The following is a 20,422-nucleotide window of genomic DNA, read 5'->3' as shown; positions in this document are numbered from 1 at the left end:
AAGATTGTGGATGATTCAAGGACTAATTGTCAACTCTCTATCCGGACCGACCCCAGAGCGCAAACCGCTGGCTATGTTCTGATTACTTGCTATCCCATCAATCGTAACTGTATCGCGAGCTTTTATAGTTATATTGCCCGCATTTCCTTCCCCCAGGGTGTCAGCTACAACTATAGCACCATTTTTGATAGTCACTGATTCGGCATCAATCAATATATCTCCTGCGTTGCCGATTGCGTTAGGATTCACTCTGGTCACAATCGAGTCTTTGTTATTGTCAACGATTGATACAGTTTTCCCTTCAAAGGTGACTGTGTCATCAGCAACAATAGTCACTTTACCGGCATCTGCTTCACCAAAGGTACTGGTTTCGAGCTGAGCACCGTCAGTGGCAAAAAGTGAACCAGTATAGATAGTGATATCCCCACCTTTTTCGGTACCAAAGGTGTTGCTAATAATGAAACTTCCGTCAAGGGATAGTTGATCGTTTGTAACCAACGTAATATCCCCTGGTTTACCAGAAGCGGAAGAGGCATCAATGCTTTCCCTGATGTCAATCCCGCCGCGATAATCAATCAAGACCGAGCCACCATTCCCTGAAAACGTCTGGTTACTGTGATCTACCTCACGCTTATTGGTGACTACCGTACCGTCTCCAGTCAGAATTGAACTAATTTTAAGGGTTTCACTAACTAACGATGGGTTAGCTTGATACTGATTCGTTAACAATACCAGTCCATTGGGAGCATTAATCTTAATCTCACCAACTTTGATATTTGCACTAGTAGCAGCAGTCCCAACCTTAGACCCTAAGTTTCCTGTATCGGTATTTCCTGGCAAACCTCCCAGTAATGTCCAATCTATGCCAGCACGAATATCTAAAGTAGGTTGACTACTACCATCAATCACGAAAGACGTTCTCGCTTCGTCCGACAAGGTCACATTAGCCAGACTAGCCAAGAACGGATTGGAGTTATCAGGACTAATGGCATTATCCGCTGTATCGGTAGAGTTAATCTCGATGTCTCCAACGGTAACACTACCTCCAGCTAAAATATGTAGTGATGCTCCGGTATAGTTTCCTAAACTGACATCCCCATTGGCCAGAATAATCGGATCATGGGGACTAAATAAATTTCCGGGTAACCCATCCAACTGTTCGATGCTGATATTTCCGCCAGCGGTATAGTGAGCATCTCCTGCTACAGGATTATGCGAACGCAACTGTAAATCACTACCAGCAAATAAACCACTTAGGACATGGTTATGGGCAGCAATATCAATTGACTGATTGCCCTGAATTAGCAGCAAGCCACCAGAGTACGCGATAAAGGGTTGCGCTACACTATCTCTAATCGTGACTGTATCGTGTCCGAACAGAGTTAAATTCCTACCAGCATTCAGTTGACCCTGTAAATCCAAGTTGCCAGCGGCTAGAGTCAAGTCTTTGCCAACAGCTAAATTCCCAGCATTGGTAATTCTTGTCCTGGGGTCATATTTGCCATACTGCAATCCTGGGGTGATATTAATCGTTAACAGTGGCGGTGCTTCTGGTGATGTGGCACTAAACTCCTGCCCATCACCAAATACCAAACTATTGGCAGTAGACGCGAAAAAGGAACCAGCTACATCTAAGCTGGCATTTGGTCCAAACACAATACCATTGGGATTTAGCAAAAACAGATTTGCTGCACCATCTACTCCTAAAGTGCCTTGAATATTGGATAGATTACTGCCGGTTACTCGTGTGAAAATATTCTCAATCCCAGACGGATTAGCACAATAAACTCGTTGCAGTTCTCCTACATTAAATTCAGCAAAACTATGGAACAAATTCTCCCCACGAGTTGCTCCACCTTCAATTAAATCTGCCAGCGACCCCTTGACCTGTACATTAGGAGTTACCCTTGACGCTTCATTTCCCAAGCTCTCATCGGGAGTAATGTCAGCTAAAACTGGAGCAGAAAAACCCCAAGCCAAACATCCGGTTAGGCAAATTATCCTTAATTCTAAAAATGCACCAAATGCCCTAAGCATCCTAACTAATAAAATCCTGTTATTGGGAAAGTCTATAACAGATTTTACATGATTAAAATCAAAGCAAATGTTTACTTAACTAATCTTAATTATTATAAATAATATCACGGAAATGATTAGAAAAATTATTAGTAAAATCCTTAGGTAAATTATTAGGTTGGAATCCAACAGGACTTAAGCTGCCAACCGGTTTTACGAAGTAATAAGATAATTAAGTGTATAAGCATTCAGCCGTCAGTGGTCAGTGGTCAGTGGTCAGCTGATAGCGTTTCTCATAGCTATGAGGTACACATTTTTTTTTACCTCTCCCCACTTCTAAATTAATTGCTACCTGCTCCGTTCGCGTAGCGTGGCCAACGGCCTCAGTCCCTGCTCCGAAGTCCCTAAAACCCAAATATTTGTACCTCATGGGTATAATAATTGCTAGAGTTTATTTAAAAACACCTAAAGTAGGGTGGCACAGTCTTCGACGCATCGGACCTAAGCCATAAGCACCTCAAGTAGCGTATGCATAAGCTGATAGCTGATAGCTGATAGCTTAAGTAAGTACTACCATTAGAGGACTAATAGAGCACTAACTATGGGCAATACCTTTGGACATCTGTTTCGAATCACTACATTTGGAGAATCCCACGGGGGTGGGGTTGGGGTAGTCATTGATGGCTGTCCACCGCGAGTGGAAATTTCTGCGGCAGAAATTCAGGTAGAACTAGACCGCAGGCGTCCAGGTCAGAGTAAGATTACTACTCCTCGGAAAGAAACTGATACCTGTGAAATGGTTTCGGGACTATTTGAGGGCAAAACCCTGGGCACACCAATTATGATTATGGTGCGCAATAAAGACACTAGGCCCCAAGACTATAGCGAGATGCAAAAGACCTATCGGCCTTCCCATGCTGATGCTACCTATGATGCTAAGTATGGCATTCGGAACTGGCAGGGGGGAGGACGTTCTTCAGCCCGGGAAACTATCGGGCGAGTGGCAGCGGGTGCGATCGCAAAAAAAATTCTCCAGCAAGCTGCTGGTGTAGAAATCATTGGCTACGTCAAGCGTATCAAAACCTTAGAAGCTATCGTAGACTCCAACACCGTCACTCAAGACCAGGTAGAAAGTAATATTGTTCGTTGCCCTGATGGGGAATGTGCTGAACGGATGATTGAACTTATTGAAGAAACTGGACGTAGCGGTGATTCCATTGGGGGTGTAGTAGAATGTGTGGCTCGCCATATACCCAAAGGTTTGGGAGAGCCAGTGTTTGATAAGCTAGAAGCCGATTTAGCCAAAGGGGTGATGTCCCTACCAGCTAGTAAAGGCTTCGAGATTGGCTCTGGCTTTGGGGGCACTGTACTTACCGGCAGTGAGCATAATGATGAATTTTACACAGACGAAACCGGTACAGTGCGTACGGTTACCAATCGCTCCGGTGGCGTTCAAGGTGGCATTAGTAATGGCGAGACTATTATTATTAGAGTAGCGTTTAAACCCACTGCTACCATCCGCAAAGAACAACGTACTGTCACCAGTACTGGTGAAGAAACCATTCTAGCTGCTAAAGGACGTCACGACCCTTGTGTTTTACCTAGGGCCGTACCTATGGTAGAAGCAATGGTTGCTTTGGTATTGTGCGATCACCTGTTGCGTCATCAGGGTCAGTGCGGTACTTTGAAGCATTAACTTAGCAATGACAACAAGCACTTCCTCCCAGTTTTCGGTTAAATTTTGGGGAGTCCGAGGCAGTATACCTAGCCCTGGACAGGACACAATTCAATATGGCGGCAATACGTCTTGTGTAGAGATGCAAGTGGCTGGGTTACGCCTGATTTTCGATGGTGGTACTGGCTTGCGGTTGCTGGGAAAAAGCCTTAAGCAGCAGTTACCCATTGAAGCTTATTGGTTTTTTACTCACTACCACTGGGATCATATTCAAGGCGTGCCATTTTTCATTCCAGTCTTTGTGGAAGGGAACATTTTACATATTTATGGCGCAGCTCCCCCTGGGGAGTGCATGGAGAAACACTTCAAGGAGCGGGTGTTACACTTGAATGCTCCAGTTCCTACTAGGAGAGTAGAGGCAGAATTGAACTTCTATGACTTAGAATTAGGTCACAATACTGTCACCATAGATGATATTACCATAGAAACTGCTCCTTTGAATCATCCTAATGGTGCTATTGGCTATCGCGTAAGCTGGCAAGGGCATTCCGTGTGCTACTGCACCGATACAGAACATTTTACCGACCGCCTTGATCAAAATGTGGTGTATCTAGCCCGTGATGCTGATATGTTAATCTACGATGCTATGTATACCGATGAAGAATACCACAACCCCAAATCTTCCAAAGTAGGTTGGGGCCATTCCACCTGGCAGGAAGGGGTCAAGCTGGTAAAAGCTGCTGGTGTTAAGAAACTGGCTATCTTCCACCACGAACCCAATCACTGTGATGATTTTCTCGATAACCTAGCGGTGGAAGTCAAAGAAGTGTTTGATGGCGCGTTTATAGTCAAAGAAGGGATGAGTGTTACGGTCAAGTAATAGTGGAGGGTTGAGGTTTAAGGTTTGAGGTTGAAGGGTTCAGGGTTCAGGGTTCAGGGTTCAGGGTTCAGGTTGTTCGCGTAGCGTGGCCTATTGGCCAAGGTTGTTCGCGTAGCGTGGCCTATTGGCCAAGGTTGTTCGCGTAGCGTGGCCTATTGGCCAAGGTTGAAAGTTTTTCGCCTTTGGCCTTCGGTGAAGGGTAGGTTGTTTCGGTAGCGTGGCCGAAAAGCCAAGGTTGAGTGTTGATAATATGTTTATAGTCAACATTATTATTGATGATTAGACCTCTCCCCACCTAAATTCTTAACCCTTCACCCTGCGTCGATACCCTTTGACCTTAATTCAAGTCCAGACTTTCCAACTCCGATTGAAAGTCTGCTACAAAGGCTTCAGTATCATCGAGTTTCATATCGTTCAAAGCTTCCCACTCTGCATCGGTATAGTTGGCATCGCTCCCAATGACATCCATGCTCCAAGAGTAAATGTTGCTAGGATCTTCGAGAAGTTCTACAGCAAATTCACGCCCAGTTTTGCTTATAGTCGGATCTGCCTTAGCTGCTAAACAAAGGTTTAACAGTTTACCCAAAGACGTATCTGGGGTTACTGACATTAATAAAGTCATGGTGTCTTCTAAAATCTTTTTTTTGTCTACCATTCTTCAGTACTCCTAAAAGTAATTTCCGAGTCAGATATTATAGTGCTTTTATGGAAACCATTCGATCAGACTAGACATTTTTTTTATCCCATCTATGCTACATCAACCTATTCCCTGTTCAACACCTCTACCGGCAAAGCATAGATGCCCAGATGGTTAGCAATTGCCCGTTGGCGCGTAGGAATACGGGTCTGAATCGGTGAATTTAACACCCGTAGCTTAGTCTTATTTGCTACTACCAGAGTGCTTGAACCACCCCCATCCAAATTGAGGGCGCTATCGACTCCTAATTCTTGAATAATAGTAGTCAATTCAGCCAAAGTAACCCCTTCGCTGTAAAACCGCTGGCGACCATCAACAATAATTAACCACAAGGTCTTGCCTGATTTATCAATAGCAACAGCAGTGCGGGGATACAATAGTTTTTCATCTGTACTATCTCCCAATACTGCTGGCTTCCCTTCCTTTAGTAAAATTTCTCTACCCGCCAATCCCTCAGATGTGCCTAGAGGACAACGGTTTTGATAGATTTGAGCTTGGAGAAGCTTTGAAATACAAAGTACCGAATAATTTTTTGATTTTGGTGGAGCATAGGATTTACCCTCAGAGATAACTTGGCCTTCTACTTTGACCGGATCACCAGGTTTAGGATAGGAGTCCGGTGGATACTCCCGAAAAGGATAAAAGAAACTACCGTTGATAGCTAATTGTAAGTTAAATTCCCGCACAAATTCCGAAGTAGTCCGGGCAGCAAATTCGTTTTTATTGATGGTATTTCCTGGTGTTACTAATAGTTTAATTCCTGGTGCGGTTAGGTCTATGGTAACAGTATGTACCATCAACGGACGGGGAGATTTGCGAGTATCTCTTTGATACACAATGCCTGGGAAAAGTTGTTGCTGCTTGTCGGTAGGAAGTGGACGCTTGAGCAGCAATGCGCCATAGATCAAAACTGGCACGCTCACAATGCTGACAATACTGATGCTGGTGGTAAGCAGAATTCGCTTAACTCTAGTTATATTTAATTTTTTCATGCTCTAAGCTATACCAAAGGGAACAGGGAACAGCGGATCTGGGAACAAAAATTATCACAATTCCTACACGGATTGGTATATTGTGCATTTAAACTGTATTATATTAATGGGGTTTATTAACTACTATAGTTTGGTATAAAATAGCTATAAAAATCATCAATTAATGGTGATAGTTTTTACCCTACTCCCTACTCCCTACTCCCTACTCCCTACTCCCTACTCCCTACTCCCTACTCCCTACTCCCTATTCCCTGTTATCTACCGGCAAAGCATAGATGCCCAGATGGTTAGCAATTGCCCGTTGGCGCGTAGGAATACGAGTCTGAATCGGTGAATTTAATACCCGTAACTTAGTCTTATTTGCTACTACCAGAGTGGTGGAACCACCCCCATCCAAATTTAGGGCGCTATCGGCTCCTAATTCTTGAATAATCTTAGTCAACTCAGCCAAACTAACTCCCTCGCTGTAAAATTGCTGGCGACCATCAACAATAATTAACCACAAGGTTTTGCCTGATTTATCAATAGCGACAGCAGTGCGGGGAGAGAATAGGTTCTCACCTCCACGACCTCCCAATACTGCTGGCTTTCCTTCTTTGAGTAAAATTTCTCTACCCGCTAGTCCCTCAGATGTACCTATAGGACAACGGTTTTGATAAATTTGAGCGCGGAGAAACTTTGAAATACAAAGTACTGAGGAAGTTGCTTTTGGAGGAGCATAGGATTTCCCCTCAGAGATAACTTGCCCTTGTACTATGACCGAATCACCACGTTTAGGATAGGAATTCGGTGGATACTGGCGAAAAGGATAAAAAAAACTACCATTAATAGCTAATTGTAAGTTAAACTCCCGCACAAATTCCGAAGTAGTCCGGGCAGCAAATTCATTTTTATCGACTTTATTTCCTGGTGTTACTAACAGTTTAATTCCTGGTGCGGTTAGGTCTATGGTAACAGTATGTACCATCAGCGGACGGGGTGAGTTGCGAGCATCTCTTTGATATACAATGCCTTGGAAAAGTTGTTGCTGCTTGTCGGTGGGAAGCGGACGCTTGACCAGCAATCCGCCATAGAACAAAACTGGGACACTCACAATACTGATGCTGGTGGTAAGCAGAATTCGCTTCAGTCTAGTTATAAATATTTTTTTCATGGTATAATTAAGGGTTAGCCTTTATAGATAAGACCAATCCACCAACTTAACCTACTCCCCTGTCAATGGCAAATTGTCGTGACATTGGTTTAATTGCTGACTTACCTTGGTCGTGTAGGTATCTACCAGATCAGAAATCGACTATGACAGAATCAATTCGCTTCCTCATGTGTCCCCCTGACCACTACGATGTGGATTATGTGATTAATCCTTGGATGGAAGGAAATATTCACAAGTCATCAAGGGATCGCGCTGTAGAACAGTGGCAAAAACTGCACTATGTCATCAAAGAGCATGCCCTAGTCGATTTAGTTTCTCCTCAATCCGGTTGGCCAGATATGGTATTTACAGCCAATGCTGGATTAGTCTTGGGCAAGAATGTAGTGCTTAGCCGCTTCCTCCACAAAGAACGCCAGGGGGAAGAACCTTATTTCAAGCAATGGTTTGATGACAATGGCTACACTGTCTATGAACTTCCTCAAGACTTACCCTTTGAAGGAGCTGGGGATGCTCTGCTAGACCGGGAAGGGCGTTGGCTATGGGCTGGCTATGGCTTCCGCTCAGAACTTGATTCCCATCCATACCTTGCTAAATGGCTAGATATTGAAGTTGTGTCCCTGCGCCTAATGGATCAACGTTTCTATCACTTGGACACTTGCTTCTGTCCCCTGAGTGGTGGCTATTTACTCTACTATCCCCCAGCATTTGATTCCTATTCCAACCGGTTAATCGAAATGCGGGTAGCACCGGAAAAACGAATTGCCATTGAGGAAGCTGATGCAGTCAACTTTGCCTGCAATGCGGTCAATATTGATCAACTTGTAGTGATGAACAAAGTTAGCGATCGCTTGAAAGATCGGCTCGGTCAAGCTGGGTTTGAGGTGATTGAAACCCCCTTGACGGAATTTCTCAAAGCTGGTGGTGCTGCTAAATGCCTAACCTTACGGGTAACTGAACCAGTCCGCAGTGAAATCCATGGCAATCAACCGGTTGAAAGCCGCATTATTCGTTTGGAAGGTCATTTGCTTGATTCTGGTATCATCAGCCGTGCCTTGGATTTAATTGTAGGAGGTGGGGGTAGCTTCCAGGTACTTAACTTCGACCTAGGAACACAGCGGCAAAGCACCTCTAATGCTGAACTGAAAGTCTCTGCACCAGATCATGAGGTGATGGCAGAGATTATGACCAAGCTAATTGATCTAGGAGCTGTCACTCCTGCCCAAGAGGTGTGTGATGCTAACTTGGAACCTGTGACTCAAGCAGGGGTTGCTCCCGATGACTTTTATGTTACTACCATTTATCCCACGGAAGTACGAGTTAATTGTGAGTGGGTGAAGGTACAACATCAACGCATGGATGGTGCGATCGCAATAACTGAAACCCCAGACGGTGTAATCGCTCGTTGTAAAGTGCTGCGGGATTTGGAAGTTGGAGAGCAGGTGATCGTGGGAGTAGAAGGAATCCGCACAGTGCGCAAAACTCAATCCCGTGAACAACGCAATCAGCAAGAATTTAGTTTTATGGCATCTGGGGTCTCTAGTGAGCGCCGGGTAGAATTAGTGGTGGAACAAATTGCCTGGGAGCTGCGCCAAATCCGAGACCAAGGGGGCAGAGTAGTAGTGACAGCAGGACCTGTGGTAATTCACACTGGCGGTAGTGAACATTTATCCCGTTTGATTCGACAAGGGTATGTTCAGGCGCTGTTAGGGGGAAATGCGATCGCAGTTCATGACATCGAGCAATCCCTGATGGGAACCTCCTTGGGTGTGGATATGAAACGAGGAGTAGTTGTCCATGGTGGACACCGACACCATCTCAAAGTAATCAATGCTATCCGTCGCTGCGGTAGCATTGCCCAAGCTGTAGAACAGGGTGTATTAACTAAAGGGGTGATGTATGAGTGCATCCGCAATCACGTACCATTTGTCCTAGCCGGTTCCATCCGAGATGATGGTCCTCTGCCAGATACCCAGATGGATTTGATTAAAGCACAACAAGAGTATGCCAAGTTATTGGAAGGGACAGATATGATCTTGATGCTGTCTACTATGCTCCATTCTATTGGCGTCGGGAATATGACTCCAGCCGGAGTGAAGATGGTCTGTGTGGATATTAACCCCGCCGTAGTGACAAAATTAAGCGATCGCGGTTCAGTAGAATCTGTTGGTGTTGTCACTGATGTCGGTTTATTCCTTAGCCTGTTAGTGCAGCAGTTGGATAAGTTAACCAGTCCTTATCTACTCAAGTAATGTAAGCATTAAGCTATCAGCTATCAGCTATCAGCCTTTCGCCAAAGGCCAACGGCTGATAGCTGATTAAGTGATTAGTTTTAGAGGATATCTGAAAAGTTTTTTTATACTGAATTTTGCCCCCCTAGCCCCCCAACTTTGGGGGGAATAAGAGTCAATTTGCTTCTAAAAGTCCCCCGCCCCCCTAACCCCCCAATTCTGGGGGGAATTAGCGGATGCTTCGCTTTTTTACAGATGGGGACCAACGGGGGCTTTGATCTAGCCAATGAGACTTCTCAGACAACCTCTTACTTTTGAAGTTTTAAGGTTATTTATTTGTTGGCCTTTGGCGTTACCGAAGAGTAGGTCTAAGGTTATTTACTTGAAGGTTATTTTGTTTAAGATTTAATGCTATTTGTAAGCATTAAGCTGACAGCTGATTGCTGATAGCTTAATGCTTATCCAAATTACTAAATTATTAACTTGCTTTATAATCCATAGTTTCATTGTCACTAGGAACCAAAACCCAGTCTGAGAGTCTTAGTTTCTGATAAGTTGCCCAGCCTTTAGAACCGCCAGGTACTGGGTAATCTGGGACAGCATATTGGGGAAAAGCTGTGTACGGACGCCAAGCCTCATAAGGGGAAGTCCGTAAGTGCAACATTTTTGGTTCATTGCTACCAAAGCTCGATAACCAGCACATTTGTTTGACCATGGGATACTCCTTGATTGTGAATTAGAGCTAGAGAGCCTTGGTTAACTGACCCTGTGAACAGTAAGTAGGTTAGAAATTACTCTGAATTCCTGAGTTGCTGAATTCATCGATAATTTAGCAATTCGGTCAGGTTAAATGTATTTATAGCTACCTACTTGATGCACTTAATAATGTTATTATGTCTCAGTTGCCTTGACTCTAACTGCTGTGTTTATTGTTTCTTCAGTAATTTAGCTGTGGATTCCGGAGAATTGGGTTAAGCTAATCAGAATTTAATTTGCAAATTTACCGTATTAGACAAAAGTAAGCATTTAGCCGTCAGTGGTCAGTGGTCAGTGGTCAGCGGTCAGCTATCATGCTTAACATAAACCCAGGGTAGCTGCGCTTATTCGCAATAAATAAAACGAATGCTTACCTATACAAGCTGATAGCTGATAGCTGAACGCGCACGGGTGTGCGTAGCACATAAGCTTATAGCTTACTTTCATCCCTTGCCCCCTGAGCTTACTCACTCCAAGGTGGAGGATCTCCGATTAAACTGTGCTTAACGAAATTCCTGAAATAAATTTCACGAATTGACATCTGTCTATAGAGCTCGCACAGAAGATTCTTGGCTTGGTCAAGGTCGATGTTTTGAATTTGCGTCTCAAACACCTTAAGATTGAATTCTTGTTCTAGGGAAAATTCTATTGGTTGATGTTTTTCCATGATGATTTGACTCCTATAAGTTTTCAGAAATTACCGATTCGTTAGAACCTTTTATCAAGTTAATTAGGAGTGGGTAACTTTACTCCTTAATTACTTATCACCTTGAGTTGGGATTTTTATGCAAGGATTACTCTAAAAAGGCTTTATACTAGTTATGATGGCAAATTTTAAGAAACTTTACAGTACCCCTGCGGGTACTTTGTATCCGACCAAAACCCATCCTTAACTATGACATCGGCAAAGCAGCCAGAAAACGCCTCCGCGCTTCAGGGGATATCCAGAGAAACCAGAGCCCCCAATCTGGTAGCGTAAGTAAAAATACTTATCTGTATCTAAGTTCTGATTGCTATATCGATAGTTTCAGAATAATTGGCAGACAAGACTAGAATGCCTCAGTATTTATCTCAGTTTTTTGTTCCAGTTTTGAACTCTCCACGGGTTGAAACCGCGTGGATTCTAAGAGTCGTGTCGTTACGCGGGTTAAAACCGCGCTGCACGACGCTTCACGATACGATCTAGATAACGAGTCCAATTTGTATCGTTGTGGCAGGTTCAAGTCTGCTCTACCGACCTCGGCTAGGGGGAACCCTAGCTGTGTCGCTACTTTCCTAAGAATATTGCAAGCTCCATTGCAGTCGGCGTTAATTAATGCGCCTTTCCCTGACTTATAAAGACCACGCTTTACTCTTTTTCCGCTAGGTTTCCACCCCTCGGGTTTCGCACCAAGTACAGGTAGAAAATCACGATCTAAGAAGCTGGCTTTACTGGTATAACTTTCCTCTGTCTGAACAAATTTGATACCGTGTTCAAGGCACAACTGCTCAATTCTATTTTTCAACTTAGCAGTAGGAATTTGCACGAACTGCTGGTTATTCCTTTTTCCAATGTTAATACTGTCTTTGTTCCGCTTGTTCCATCCAAATACGACTGTACTAACTTCATTCCTTTGACACCAGTTGACGATAAACCTAGCTACTTTATTCACATTATCGCGCATCTGCCTGTTGCGCTTTTCAGTCAAAGAGGCTAACTGATCATCCCAGTAGTCTTGGGCTTTCCCTTTCTTGATCGCAGCTACACGTTTGTTGTACCACTGGTTTTGAGATTTAACTTTTTTGCCATCTATAATAAATGACTTACCTACGTTAGAGACACAAGTTAGCCAGTTACTGAGACCTGGATCAATACCTAAAACATTATTCGTTGGTGCGATTGGCTCAACATTTTCTCTCTCGTACACAAACTCTAGATAAAAACAGCCATTCCTAGGGACAAATCGATATTCCTTTATCAACTTGTAATCGATATTGGATGGCATCGGAAGCAAGAAGTGCTCAATTCCAAACCAAGCTTTAACCTGCTTTCCTAAAGTAAATTTTAGTTGGCCTAGACAACGTTTCACCCATCGAGCAGGATAACTAACGATAGCTAAGCCGCCCTTTTTCCGGTATTTCGGAACTCTAGGCTTGTCTGTCAACTGCCCTTTGTCGTACTTCTTCTTGAGGGCTTTGTAAGACTTAAAAGATTCAACAACTCCGTGCAGTGTTTGCTGAGCACATGCCGATCTCATGGCTTTAAAGTGGACGTTACTCTTCATGACTTTGTCCAACTCGGCATTATTAAGGTATTTGCCATTTTTGAATAACATTTGACGGCCGTAATACAAACCGCAATTGGTAAGCTTATTAGCCTCCGAGCAAATAAACTCTATGACTGCCTGATTCTCCGGCGTTGTAGTTATTAAGTGCTGCTGACATCCGTACATCTTGTTGCTCCCTTATTGTTTATAATATATATTGAATATACGTCCACTGTCAACATCTATGAGTGCAATAACTGAAAATATTTTCAGGACAAATCCACATTCGGTAACATTGCTGAATTACCACTTTGTCTGGTGCCCTAAGAGAAGGAAGTCTGTACTCGTCGGGAAGGTAAAAATGAGATTACAAGATATTATTTTTGATTTATGCGCAGAAAACAACTGGCGATTGATCGCAAAGCGAGATAATGCCAGATCACGTCCACATGTTCTTGGAGGTAGATCCTACTTTCGCTCCATCAGTAATAATCATGCATAGTAAAAGGGCGAGCTTCCCATCATCTTAGAAGAGAGTTCCCTGAACTGCTAAAACTCCCAACTCTTTGGTCTCCTAGTTATTTTTGCTCAACTACCGGAAACGCGCTTCACAGAAACCGTCAAAAGGTATATAGAGAATCAAAAAGGCAAATAATACAAGAGCCGTATGGGAATCCCGGTTCGCTCCACGCCCACCTAATAAATTAGGTGGCTAACTCTCGCTTGTTAGTTTTCTGTTTCAGTTATATGATCTCAATAGATATATTCAAGGTAAATTGATGCCAGTTATAGAAGTTAAAACCTATGTAGAGTATCGGGACAATGGTTACTGGATCGCAGGCACACGAATTTCTCTCGACTCGGTTGTGTATACTTTCCGCAACGGATTATCACCGGAAAGTATTGTTCAATCTTTCCCACTGTTGACCCTTGAACAAGTTTACGGAGCGATCGCTTTTTACTTAGCTAATCGTGATCAGATTGACGCTTACCTCGCTCTCGAAGAGGAAGAGTTTGATGCCATGGCTCAACCATTACAAATCTCTGATCCCTCTTTGTTTAACAAACTTATCTCACGATTACCCAACAAACAGAGGCTAGGAGTATGTCACTTTTTCCGTAAGCATATGCGCTACGCGCACGCTGCGCGAACAGCAGTCAGCGGTCAGCCGTGAGCTCTCAGCCAATGGCCTTAGCCAATGGCTGAGAGCTGAATGATTATTGATAATTAGCTTTTGTTAAAAAAACTATCAGTAAACTGTCGCAACCCAAAATACCATTTAACGACCGGGTCATTTAAGTAAGGCTGTAGAAGTCTCATTTTCGTAGATTCTTCGTAGTATGCGGTCGATGCAGCAGATTCAGAGGCAAGCAAACGGTCAATTACTTCTAGTATTTCTGGGGCTTGAGAATGCTCCGCCTGAAGATAATCGATAATATTGTAACGATACCAAGGAGCGACATTAGGTATTTGTCTAAGTTTCTCGCGAATACGATCTGCGACCACAAAATTATGCTTGGTGAATAAACGGTGCCAGTAATCTCTGGAATGAAGATTGATATGTCCATGACCGCTCTGACTAGGAACTGCTGCTGAAAATACCACGATTGGCGCAACACTAGTCATCCAGCTGATTAGTATTGGAGATGTTTCAGGTTCTAGGTGTTCAGCAACTTCCAGAGAAATAGCAAGATCGAAATGCTGGTTGGAGAAACGATTAGCAATGGCTACTTCGTCATTTAGATCAAGTTTGTGAAATTCAATAGATGATTCTGAGAAATCAGGTTCCGAATAACCATCTACAGCCATCACCTGTACACCCAATCTGGCCAGCTCTCTAGTAAGATGCCCAGGACCACATCCAAATTCTGCCACACGTTTTGGTTGATAAGTTTCAACAATTGTTGACGCTATAGCTTGATAATTGGTATCGAATATTTCACTAGTAAAATATTCGGAATTGTAATCAAATGCAGCCTGAGTCATAGAATTTACTTCAAATTTATATGCGAGGTGAAACCGAGACATATCTTACATCAAACAAGTGATACTAGATAGCTCTGAAAATGGTTTTGAATTTACAGGCACTCAGTTGAGAAATTAAACAAGTTAGGGTAGCCCATATATCTATCAAGCAAATTGGCGAAGTTTATTTTACCATCAAAGCCAAAAGTCTTGAGTCCAGTAATAAAAGTTTACATTTTCAAACTATTGTTGTTGTCAACGGATGCAGTCGGCCAAAGGAGGTTTCCCTGATCAGCAACTACCAGTGCGGTCTTGGGAGTTTCCACGCCAGTTGCTGATCTGACTCCCCATCTCCCCATCTCCCCATCTCCCCACACTTCCCTCTGTTTCCCTCTGTTTACCTATTCCCTGTTCCCTATTCCACAAAGCGTGCATTACTCCACAGTAGCCAACCATTCAGTAATCCCATCTGCGATCGCATTCGCCAATTGCCTTTGTTCTCGGGCATTGCTAATCCATTCAAACTCTACCGGATTAATCATAAATCCCAATTCCAATAGCACTGAAGGAGCTTTGTGAGGACGGGTTAGGGCGAGATTATTCCAAAATACTCCGTAGGATGGACGCCGGAGCTTTTGGACTAAATAATTATGCAAAAACACTGATAAATCGTGGGCTTGGGTATGATACCAAAACATTCCGATCCCAGCAGTATTAATGGCATCACCATAATCTGGTAACGCATTGTAATGGATAGAAAGGGCAATGGTTGGTTCTAGTTCGTGAATCATATCCATCCGGTCTCGTAATGACACATCCTTGTCAGTTTCCCGTGTCATATATACCGTTGCTCCCCGTTTTACCAATTCCTTTTGCAACAGTTTCGAGACTACTAAATTAACATCCTTTTCGGGATACCCATTCGGTCCGCTAGCTCCTGTTTCGGCTCCCCCATGTCCGGGATCGAGCAGTATCTTAATTCCTGCTAACTGCTGAGTCGATACACCCAGTCTGCCTCTACTGCTCAAGTTGGGTGGATGTCTCAGAGACAGAATTAGAGTAGTGCCTTCATACCTTAAGTCATACCCCCACTGCTGCTCAGATTTTAGTCGAAAATTATACTCCACCCGGTCTGGAGTAACTTGGTACCAGTCTAGGCGCTTAATCACTGGGTCATCATTCAGGAAAATCGTATCCGTTTGAGCCGTTAGATTATGTAGCGTTAGGGTAAAGGTTTTATCGGACTGCTGCATACTCACTGGTACTGGTATCTCTAGGGGAAAGAGAATTTCTGTTGCTCCAGGTACCTGTCGGGAGGTGATACTGCGAATAATCGACTTCGGGGGAGTTGCACCGGGAATCACCTTGGTTTCCTTCTGGCGAATCCAAGCACCATAATCAAGACGTAACCAGTCTCCTTCTTTACCAGTAACTGCTGCTCTAGTTCCCTTTGGTAAAGGCGTTAAGCGAGAATAGTTAGTACTCGGTCCGGTGCGGGCAACCCCAGCCTCTTCTATTACCTCTATTACCTCTAAGCGGTTAGGAGAGAGAATTTCCACTGTACCTGTACCCCGCTGACTGACTCTCTCGCCATTGAGATTTAGTTGAAACACAGGGTTGCCAAAATTACCAGCTTGTGACAACTCAGCGCATCCCTGGTAGTTATTAATGACTGCACGAGGTGTAGGTTGGTTTTGACCAGTCAATACGGCAAAATTGGAGGGAAGTTGGGCATCTTGGGATTGAGGGAGTAAGGAAATCTGTTGATTGCCCAGGGTGACAGAAACCCTAGCACGAGGGGATGCGATCGCACCAAAACAAATCTGTTCTCCAGGTAATCTAGCAATATCTGCTGCTGGGGTCAGGGAATCTTTGGCAAATCCCAAACCTTGTGGTAACTGTGGTTCAGTAGACAGCCGGGTTACGGTAACTTGAATTTCCTGGTTTAGATAGCGCAAGGTAAACCGATTTTCTCCCAGCTGCAGAGGGAAACTAGGAGCAAAATTCCCACTTTGGCTACGGGGGATAGGTCTACCATTGACCAACACCTGTGAAGTGGGGGCTGCAGTACCAATCAAGAAAATTTTCTCTGCAGTAGTTTTATGCTCACGGGGGGGATAGGCCAGGAAAAGGGGTTGCTCAGCCGAAACAGGTAAAACAGGTAATGTAATCACAGAAGCTAGTATTGCCCAACTCAGGATTTTTTGCATGCTTTCTCGTCAACAGCAGGATAGGTTACCAGTAATTAGCCCAATCTTACCAGGACTATCCCAATCTGATTTAACTGAGATCTTGCACCATTGTCATTGTCTTGATGCAGTCGCTCATGGGGGAAACCCCCAAGACCGCGCTGCATCGCTAATCGTAGGGTGGGCAGTGCGTACCAAAGCGCTTTGCAAGCTTCATTATCTGTCTGGTGCACTGCCCACCCTACATGAACTAGTCAGAGACTGTCTAATCTCTGGTCAGAGTAATTGATTTTCCAGGAATTTTTCACCAGAATTTGCGAAATAATCCACCAATCCTTCTTTATACTCCCACTAACCTTGCTCAATTATTCTTTGGGGAGATGACTAGGGCGTGTCATCAAATAGGTATCAATCTAGTTTAGAATCGATAGATGTAGACAGTTGAGTCAATCGGGAGCTATGGTATGATCAAACGCCGCTATGCTTTACGTGATGACCAGTGGGAACGCATCAAAGACTTACTACCAGGGAGAAAAGAGACGGTAGGAGTCACGGCTAAAGATAATCGATTGTTTGTCGAAGCCGTATTGTACCGATATCGAGCTGGGATTCCCTGGCGAGATTTACCGGAAAGATTTGGTGATTTTCGAGTGGTTCATACTCGTTTTAGCCGATGGGCAAGGCGCGGGGTGTGGCAACAGGTGTTTGAGGCTTTAGCCGATGATGCGGACAACGAATACGCTATGATTGACTCGACAATTGTGCGTGCTCACCAACACAGTGCTGGGGCTAAAAGGGGGATGGGTCAACCGAAGCCATCGGTCGTAGTAAAGGTGGATTGAGTACCAAGATTAATGCCTTAGTCGATGCCTTAGGCAATCCCCTCAGTTTTCACGCTTACCCCAGGGCAAGCATGTGACCTCGACGGAGCTGATGTTCTACTCAAGGATTTGGCGGCAGATACACTGCTGGCTGACAAGGGATATGATGCTGATCAGCGAGTGATTGAGCGACTCAAACAACAGGGCAAAGTAGCCGTGATTCCACCTAAGCGCAACCGTACTATTGCTCGTGAGTATGATAAACATTTGTACAAAGCACGACATCTGATTGAGAATTTTTTCGCCCGACTTAAGCAATATCGAGCGATCGCGACGCGCTACGATAAGCGAGCTCAGAATTTTCTAGGAGCAATTTATCTGGCTGCTGCTGTAATTTGGCTTAATTGATGACACGCCCTAGGGTAAACGTATGTTATTTTGAAATGCCTATAGGTGCGCTTTCCGCATCTAATTATTAAATTCGCCACGGGTCGCACCTCTGGATATAATATTGATACGATAAGTATTTTTGCTTATTAATTGTTAAATCCTTATTAATTCTTAAATCTTTGTTAGGTGTTAAATCCTTATTAATTGTTAAATCTTTGTTAGGTGCGCTTTCCGCATCTAATTATTAAATTACGGGTCAAGCGCACCTCTGGATGGCTTCTGAGTAAGGTTTGTAGAATTTAGCTTCGTTTGCCCTGGGGCGATTAGAGTCTCTGGTGCTAGTAATCCATTGATTTAATGCTAAAACTCTATCGATTAACCAAAACTCTAAACAGTTTCACTTCTGGCAGTGTAAAATTCTAGTGTAAAATTCTATAGCATCTTATATAGCAATTCTTGCTATAAGGAACTCTAGCTTCCATATACTTTAGTGTTGCCCAGGTAAATCCCGGTTTCTATATTTGGATGGCTCTACCCCTTAGATTTTCCTATACCATCATGGTAGGAATTCCAAGTGATATGGAAAGAATCAATTAGATGTGGGCCGCTTTGCAAGTATTATTCTTTCACTAAATTACCCACTCATGCAATTTGTGAATGGTTTACATTTCCGTAATTTGCGCGGTGATGTCTTTGGCGGCCTGACTGCTGCCATTGTTGCACTACCATTAGCCCTAGCCTTTGGAGTATCCTCCGGTGCTGGGGCAATTCATGGTCTTTACGGCGCTATTTTTGTTGGTCTGTTTGCCGCTCTGTTTGGCGGTACTCCCTCTCAGATTTCTGGTCCCACTGGCCCGATGACCGTAGTGATGACAACGGTGTTTACGGCGCTAGTTGCTAAAAACCCAGAGAATGGTCTAGCCATGGCATTTACTGTTGTCATGCTAGGGGGGATATTTCAAATCTTATTTGGGGTGTTGCGGCTGGGTAAATATATTACCCTGATGCCCTACACAGTTATATCTGGCTTTATGTCAGGGATTGGTGTGATCATTCTGTTGTTACAGATTGGTCCATTTTTCGGGCATCCTAGTTCTGGGAATGTGGTGGAATCTGTCAGCAATTTTCCTACCTTTGTGGCTAATCCCCATTTTGCCGCTACCGGTCTAGCAATCCTGACTCTGGTGATTATGTTTGGATCACCTAGGAAGCTGAGTCGATTAATTCCATCCCCCTTGCTAGCACTGATAGTCTGTACGTTGATATCGGTTGTCTTTTTCCCAGACCTGCCAGACAGCGAGCTCAGACGGATTGGAGAAATCCCCACAGGCTTACCCAAGCTACAGTTGCCAGTCTTTGATTTCAGGCAGCTCAAAGAGATGCTTGGCTATGGTCTAATGTTAGCCACCTTGGGAGCTATCGACTCTCTGTTAACGTCCATGGTTGCTGATAATATTACCCGTACCCAGCACGACTCTGACCGAGAATTAATTGGTCAGGGTATCGGTAATACGATTGCTGGCTTGTTTGGTGGGCTCCCTGGTGCTGGTGCTACCATGCGGACGGTAATCAATGTTAAGGCTGGTGGTCAAACCCCCCTTTCAGGCATGATTCATGCCCTAGTGCTGCTAGAAGTTGTTTTGGGGGCAGGAAGCCTGACTGAAAAAATTCCCCATGCTGTACTGGCGGGCATCTTGATTAAAGTAGGCATCGATATTATTGACTGGAGCTTCCTCAAACGAGCTCATCAAGTCTCCCTCAAGGCAGCAGCATTAATGTATTTAGTGTTATTCATGACTGTATTTGTTGACCTAATTACAGCCGTTGCCGTTGGGGTGTTCATTGCCAACCTGTTGACTGTCAAAAACCTCACTGACCTCCAAATTAATCAAATCAAGGAAATTACTGCTCCTGATGATGGTGAAAAGAGTTTGAGCTATGAAGAAAAACAACTTCTGAAACAGGCTCGTGGTCGAATTTTCCTATTCCGTCTCGGCGGACCAATGAGCTTTGGTGCAGCCAAGGGTATCTCTCAGCGGATGGTGATGGTAGAAAAGTATGATGTCCTGATTTTAGATCTCAGCGATGTTCCCTTGTTGGGAGTGACCGCTTCTTTAGCTATAGAGACTATGGTTAAGGAGGCTCGTGACAAAGGTCGTGATGTGTTTATCGTAGGTGCCACTGGTAGGGTGAAAGAAAGGCTGGAAAAGTTGAAAATCCTGGAACTATTACCAGCACAAAACCGCGTTAGCGATCGCATCGAGGCATTAGAGCGAGCAACTGCCCTGATTACCGGAAAATCACATATCAATATTGCTATAACCCGGGAAAATCCCATCGGGCTAAATAGCGCTGCCGCTAGTCTAGACCAAACTAAAAAATAAGTGAGTTTGGTTCTTTTTCAGAATCTAGA

The 20,422-nt window shown here is 44.0% G+C and carries 18 protein-coding genes and 2 pseudogenes; 8 read left to right on the top strand and 12 right to left on the bottom strand.

Annotated elements, in window-relative coordinates; genetic code table 11:
• Positions 1-15: 15 nt before the first annotated feature.
• Together BJP34_RS37960 and BJP34_RS44950 are read right to left on the bottom strand one after the other, a co-directional pair.
• Positions 16-2,037: a filamentous hemagglutinin N-terminal domain-containing protein gene (locus BJP34_RS37960; RefSeq protein ID WP_083305455.1), complete on the bottom strand. Its 2,022-nt coding sequence runs from the start codon at positions 2,035-2,037 to the stop codon at positions 16-18.
• Positions 2,038-2,278: 241 nt separating this feature from the next.
• Positions 2,279-2,446: a hypothetical protein gene (locus BJP34_RS44950; protein ID WP_158517579.1), complete on the bottom strand. Its 168-nt coding sequence runs from the start codon at positions 2,444-2,446 to the stop codon at positions 2,279-2,281.
• A gap of 171 nt (positions 2,447-2,617) precedes the next feature.
• Here BJP34_RS44950 and aroC point away from each other — a divergent pair, with 171 nt between their 5' ends.
• Positions 2,618-3,712 (top strand): chorismate synthase, encoded by a 1,095-nt coding sequence (gene aroC / locus BJP34_RS32020; protein WP_070395829.1) that lies wholly within the window; start codon positions 2,618-2,620, stop codon positions 3,710-3,712.
• Between the two features lie 7 nt (positions 3,713-3,719).
• On the top strand, positions 3,720-4,571 hold the full coding sequence (locus tag BJP34_RS32015) for an MBL fold metallo-hydrolase (RefSeq protein WP_070395828.1): 852 nt from the start codon (positions 3,720-3,722) through the stop codon (positions 4,569-4,571).
• 121 nt (positions 4,572-4,692) lie between these two features.
• Here BJP34_RS32015 and BJP34_RS44945 read toward each other — a convergent pair whose 3' ends face one another.
• The 4 genes from BJP34_RS44945 to BJP34_RS32000 all read right to left on the bottom strand — a co-directional run bounded on the left by BJP34_RS44945 (position 4,693) and on the right by BJP34_RS32000 (position 7,413).
• Positions 4,693-4,866, bottom strand: a complete 174-nt coding sequence (locus BJP34_RS44945; RefSeq protein WP_158517578.1) for a hypothetical protein — start codon at positions 4,864-4,866, stop codon at positions 4,693-4,695.
• A gap of 42 nt (positions 4,867-4,908) precedes the next feature.
• On the bottom strand, positions 4,909-5,226 hold the full coding sequence (locus BJP34_RS32010) for a hypothetical protein (protein ID WP_070395827.1): 318 nt from the start codon (positions 5,224-5,226) through the stop codon (positions 4,909-4,911).
• 107 nt (positions 5,227-5,333) lie between these two features.
• The gene (locus BJP34_RS32005; RefSeq protein WP_070395826.1) at positions 5,334-6,260 is read right to left on the bottom strand and encodes a phosphodiester glycosidase family protein; all 927 of its coding nucleotides are present in this window, start codon (positions 6,258-6,260) and stop codon (positions 5,334-5,336) included.
• A gap of 244 nt (positions 6,261-6,504) precedes the next feature.
• The gene (locus tag BJP34_RS32000) at positions 6,505-7,413 is read right to left on the bottom strand and encodes a phosphodiester glycosidase family protein (RefSeq protein WP_083305454.1); all 909 of its coding nucleotides are present in this window, start codon (positions 7,411-7,413) and stop codon (positions 6,505-6,507) included.
• Between the two features lie 143 nt (positions 7,414-7,556).
• Here BJP34_RS32000 and BJP34_RS31995 point away from each other — a divergent pair, with 143 nt between their 5' ends.
• Positions 7,557-9,662, top strand: coding sequence for a TIGR00300 family protein (locus tag BJP34_RS31995; protein WP_070395825.1), 2,106 nt, complete (start codon positions 7,557-7,559; stop codon positions 9,660-9,662).
• A 457-nt stretch (positions 9,663-10,119) separates the two neighbouring features.
• On the opposite strand, the gene BJP34_RS31990 is transcribed toward BJP34_RS31995, so the two are convergent.
• The 3 genes from BJP34_RS31990 to BJP34_RS31980 form a co-directional block, all read right to left on the bottom strand.
• Entirely contained in the window at positions 10,120-10,356 is a 237-nt protein-coding gene (locus tag BJP34_RS31990; RefSeq protein WP_070395824.1) for a hypothetical protein, read from the bottom strand.
• Between the two features lie 504 nt (positions 10,357-10,860).
• The gene (locus BJP34_RS31985) at positions 10,861-11,064 is read right to left on the bottom strand and encodes an NblA/ycf18 family protein (RefSeq protein WP_070395823.1); all 204 of its coding nucleotides are present in this window, start codon (positions 11,062-11,064) and stop codon (positions 10,861-10,863) included.
• Positions 11,065-11,446: 382 nt separating this feature from the next.
• Complete coding sequence (locus tag BJP34_RS31980) at positions 11,447-12,829, bottom strand: RNA-guided endonuclease InsQ/TnpB family protein (RefSeq protein WP_168166536.1); 1,383 nt, start codon at positions 12,827-12,829, stop codon at positions 11,447-11,449.
• Between the two features lie 58 nt (positions 12,830-12,887).
• Between BJP34_RS31980 and tnpA the strand changes: the two are divergent.
• Together tnpA and BJP34_RS31975 are read left to right on the top strand one after the other, a co-directional pair.
• Positions 12,888-13,298, top strand: a pseudogene (gene tnpA / locus BJP34_RS41505) (IS200/IS605 family transposase).
• 124 nt (positions 13,299-13,422) lie between these two features.
• Positions 13,423-13,818, top strand: a complete 396-nt coding sequence (locus BJP34_RS31975) for a DUF433 domain-containing protein (RefSeq protein ID WP_229424126.1) — start codon at positions 13,423-13,425, stop codon at positions 13,816-13,818.
• 53 nt (positions 13,819-13,871) lie between these two features.
• Here the strand turns inward: BJP34_RS31975 and BJP34_RS31970 are convergent, their stop codons facing one another.
• The 3 genes from BJP34_RS31970 to BJP34_RS31965 form a co-directional block, all read right to left on the bottom strand.
• Entirely contained in the window at positions 13,872-14,630 is a 759-nt protein-coding gene (locus BJP34_RS31970) for a methyltransferase domain-containing protein (protein ID WP_083305685.1), read from the bottom strand.
• Positions 14,631-14,839: 209 nt separating this feature from the next.
• The gene (locus BJP34_RS49690) at positions 14,840-14,968 is read right to left on the bottom strand and encodes a hypothetical protein (protein WP_267876417.1); all 129 of its coding nucleotides are present in this window, start codon (positions 14,966-14,968) and stop codon (positions 14,840-14,842) included.
• A gap of 75 nt (positions 14,969-15,043) precedes the next feature.
• Positions 15,044-16,819, bottom strand: coding sequence for an N-acetylmuramoyl-L-alanine amidase (locus BJP34_RS31965; protein ID WP_070395821.1), 1,776 nt, complete (start codon positions 16,817-16,819; stop codon positions 15,044-15,046).
• Between BJP34_RS31965 and BJP34_RS31960 the strand changes: the two genes are divergently transcribed.
• The 3 genes and pseudogenes from BJP34_RS31960 to BJP34_RS31945 all read left to right on the top strand — a co-directional run bounded on the left by BJP34_RS31960 (position 16,818) and on the right by BJP34_RS31945 (position 20,393).
• Positions 16,818-17,087, top strand: a complete 270-nt coding sequence (locus BJP34_RS31960; RefSeq protein ID WP_070395820.1) for a hypothetical protein — start codon at positions 16,818-16,820, stop codon at positions 17,085-17,087. The two genes, BJP34_RS31965 and BJP34_RS31960, sit on opposite strands and share 2 nt — an antisense overlap.
• Positions 17,088-17,262: 175 nt before the next feature.
• A pseudogene (locus BJP34_RS37935) lies at positions 17,263-18,027 on the top strand (IS5 family transposase).
• Between the two features lie 626 nt (positions 18,028-18,653).
• Complete coding sequence (locus BJP34_RS31945) at positions 18,654-20,393, top strand: SulP family inorganic anion transporter (protein WP_070395819.1); 1,740 nt, start codon at positions 18,654-18,656, stop codon at positions 20,391-20,393.
• The last annotated feature ends 29 nt before the right edge of the window (positions 20,394-20,422 follow it).

Source organism: Moorena producens PAL-8-15-08-1 (assembly GCF_001767235.1).
GTDB lineage: Bacteria > Cyanobacteriota > Cyanobacteriia > Cyanobacteriales > Coleofasciculaceae > Moorena > Moorena producens_A.
Note: the sequence above shows the minus strand (reverse complement) of the source record. Positions and strands in the feature narration are given on the sequence as shown.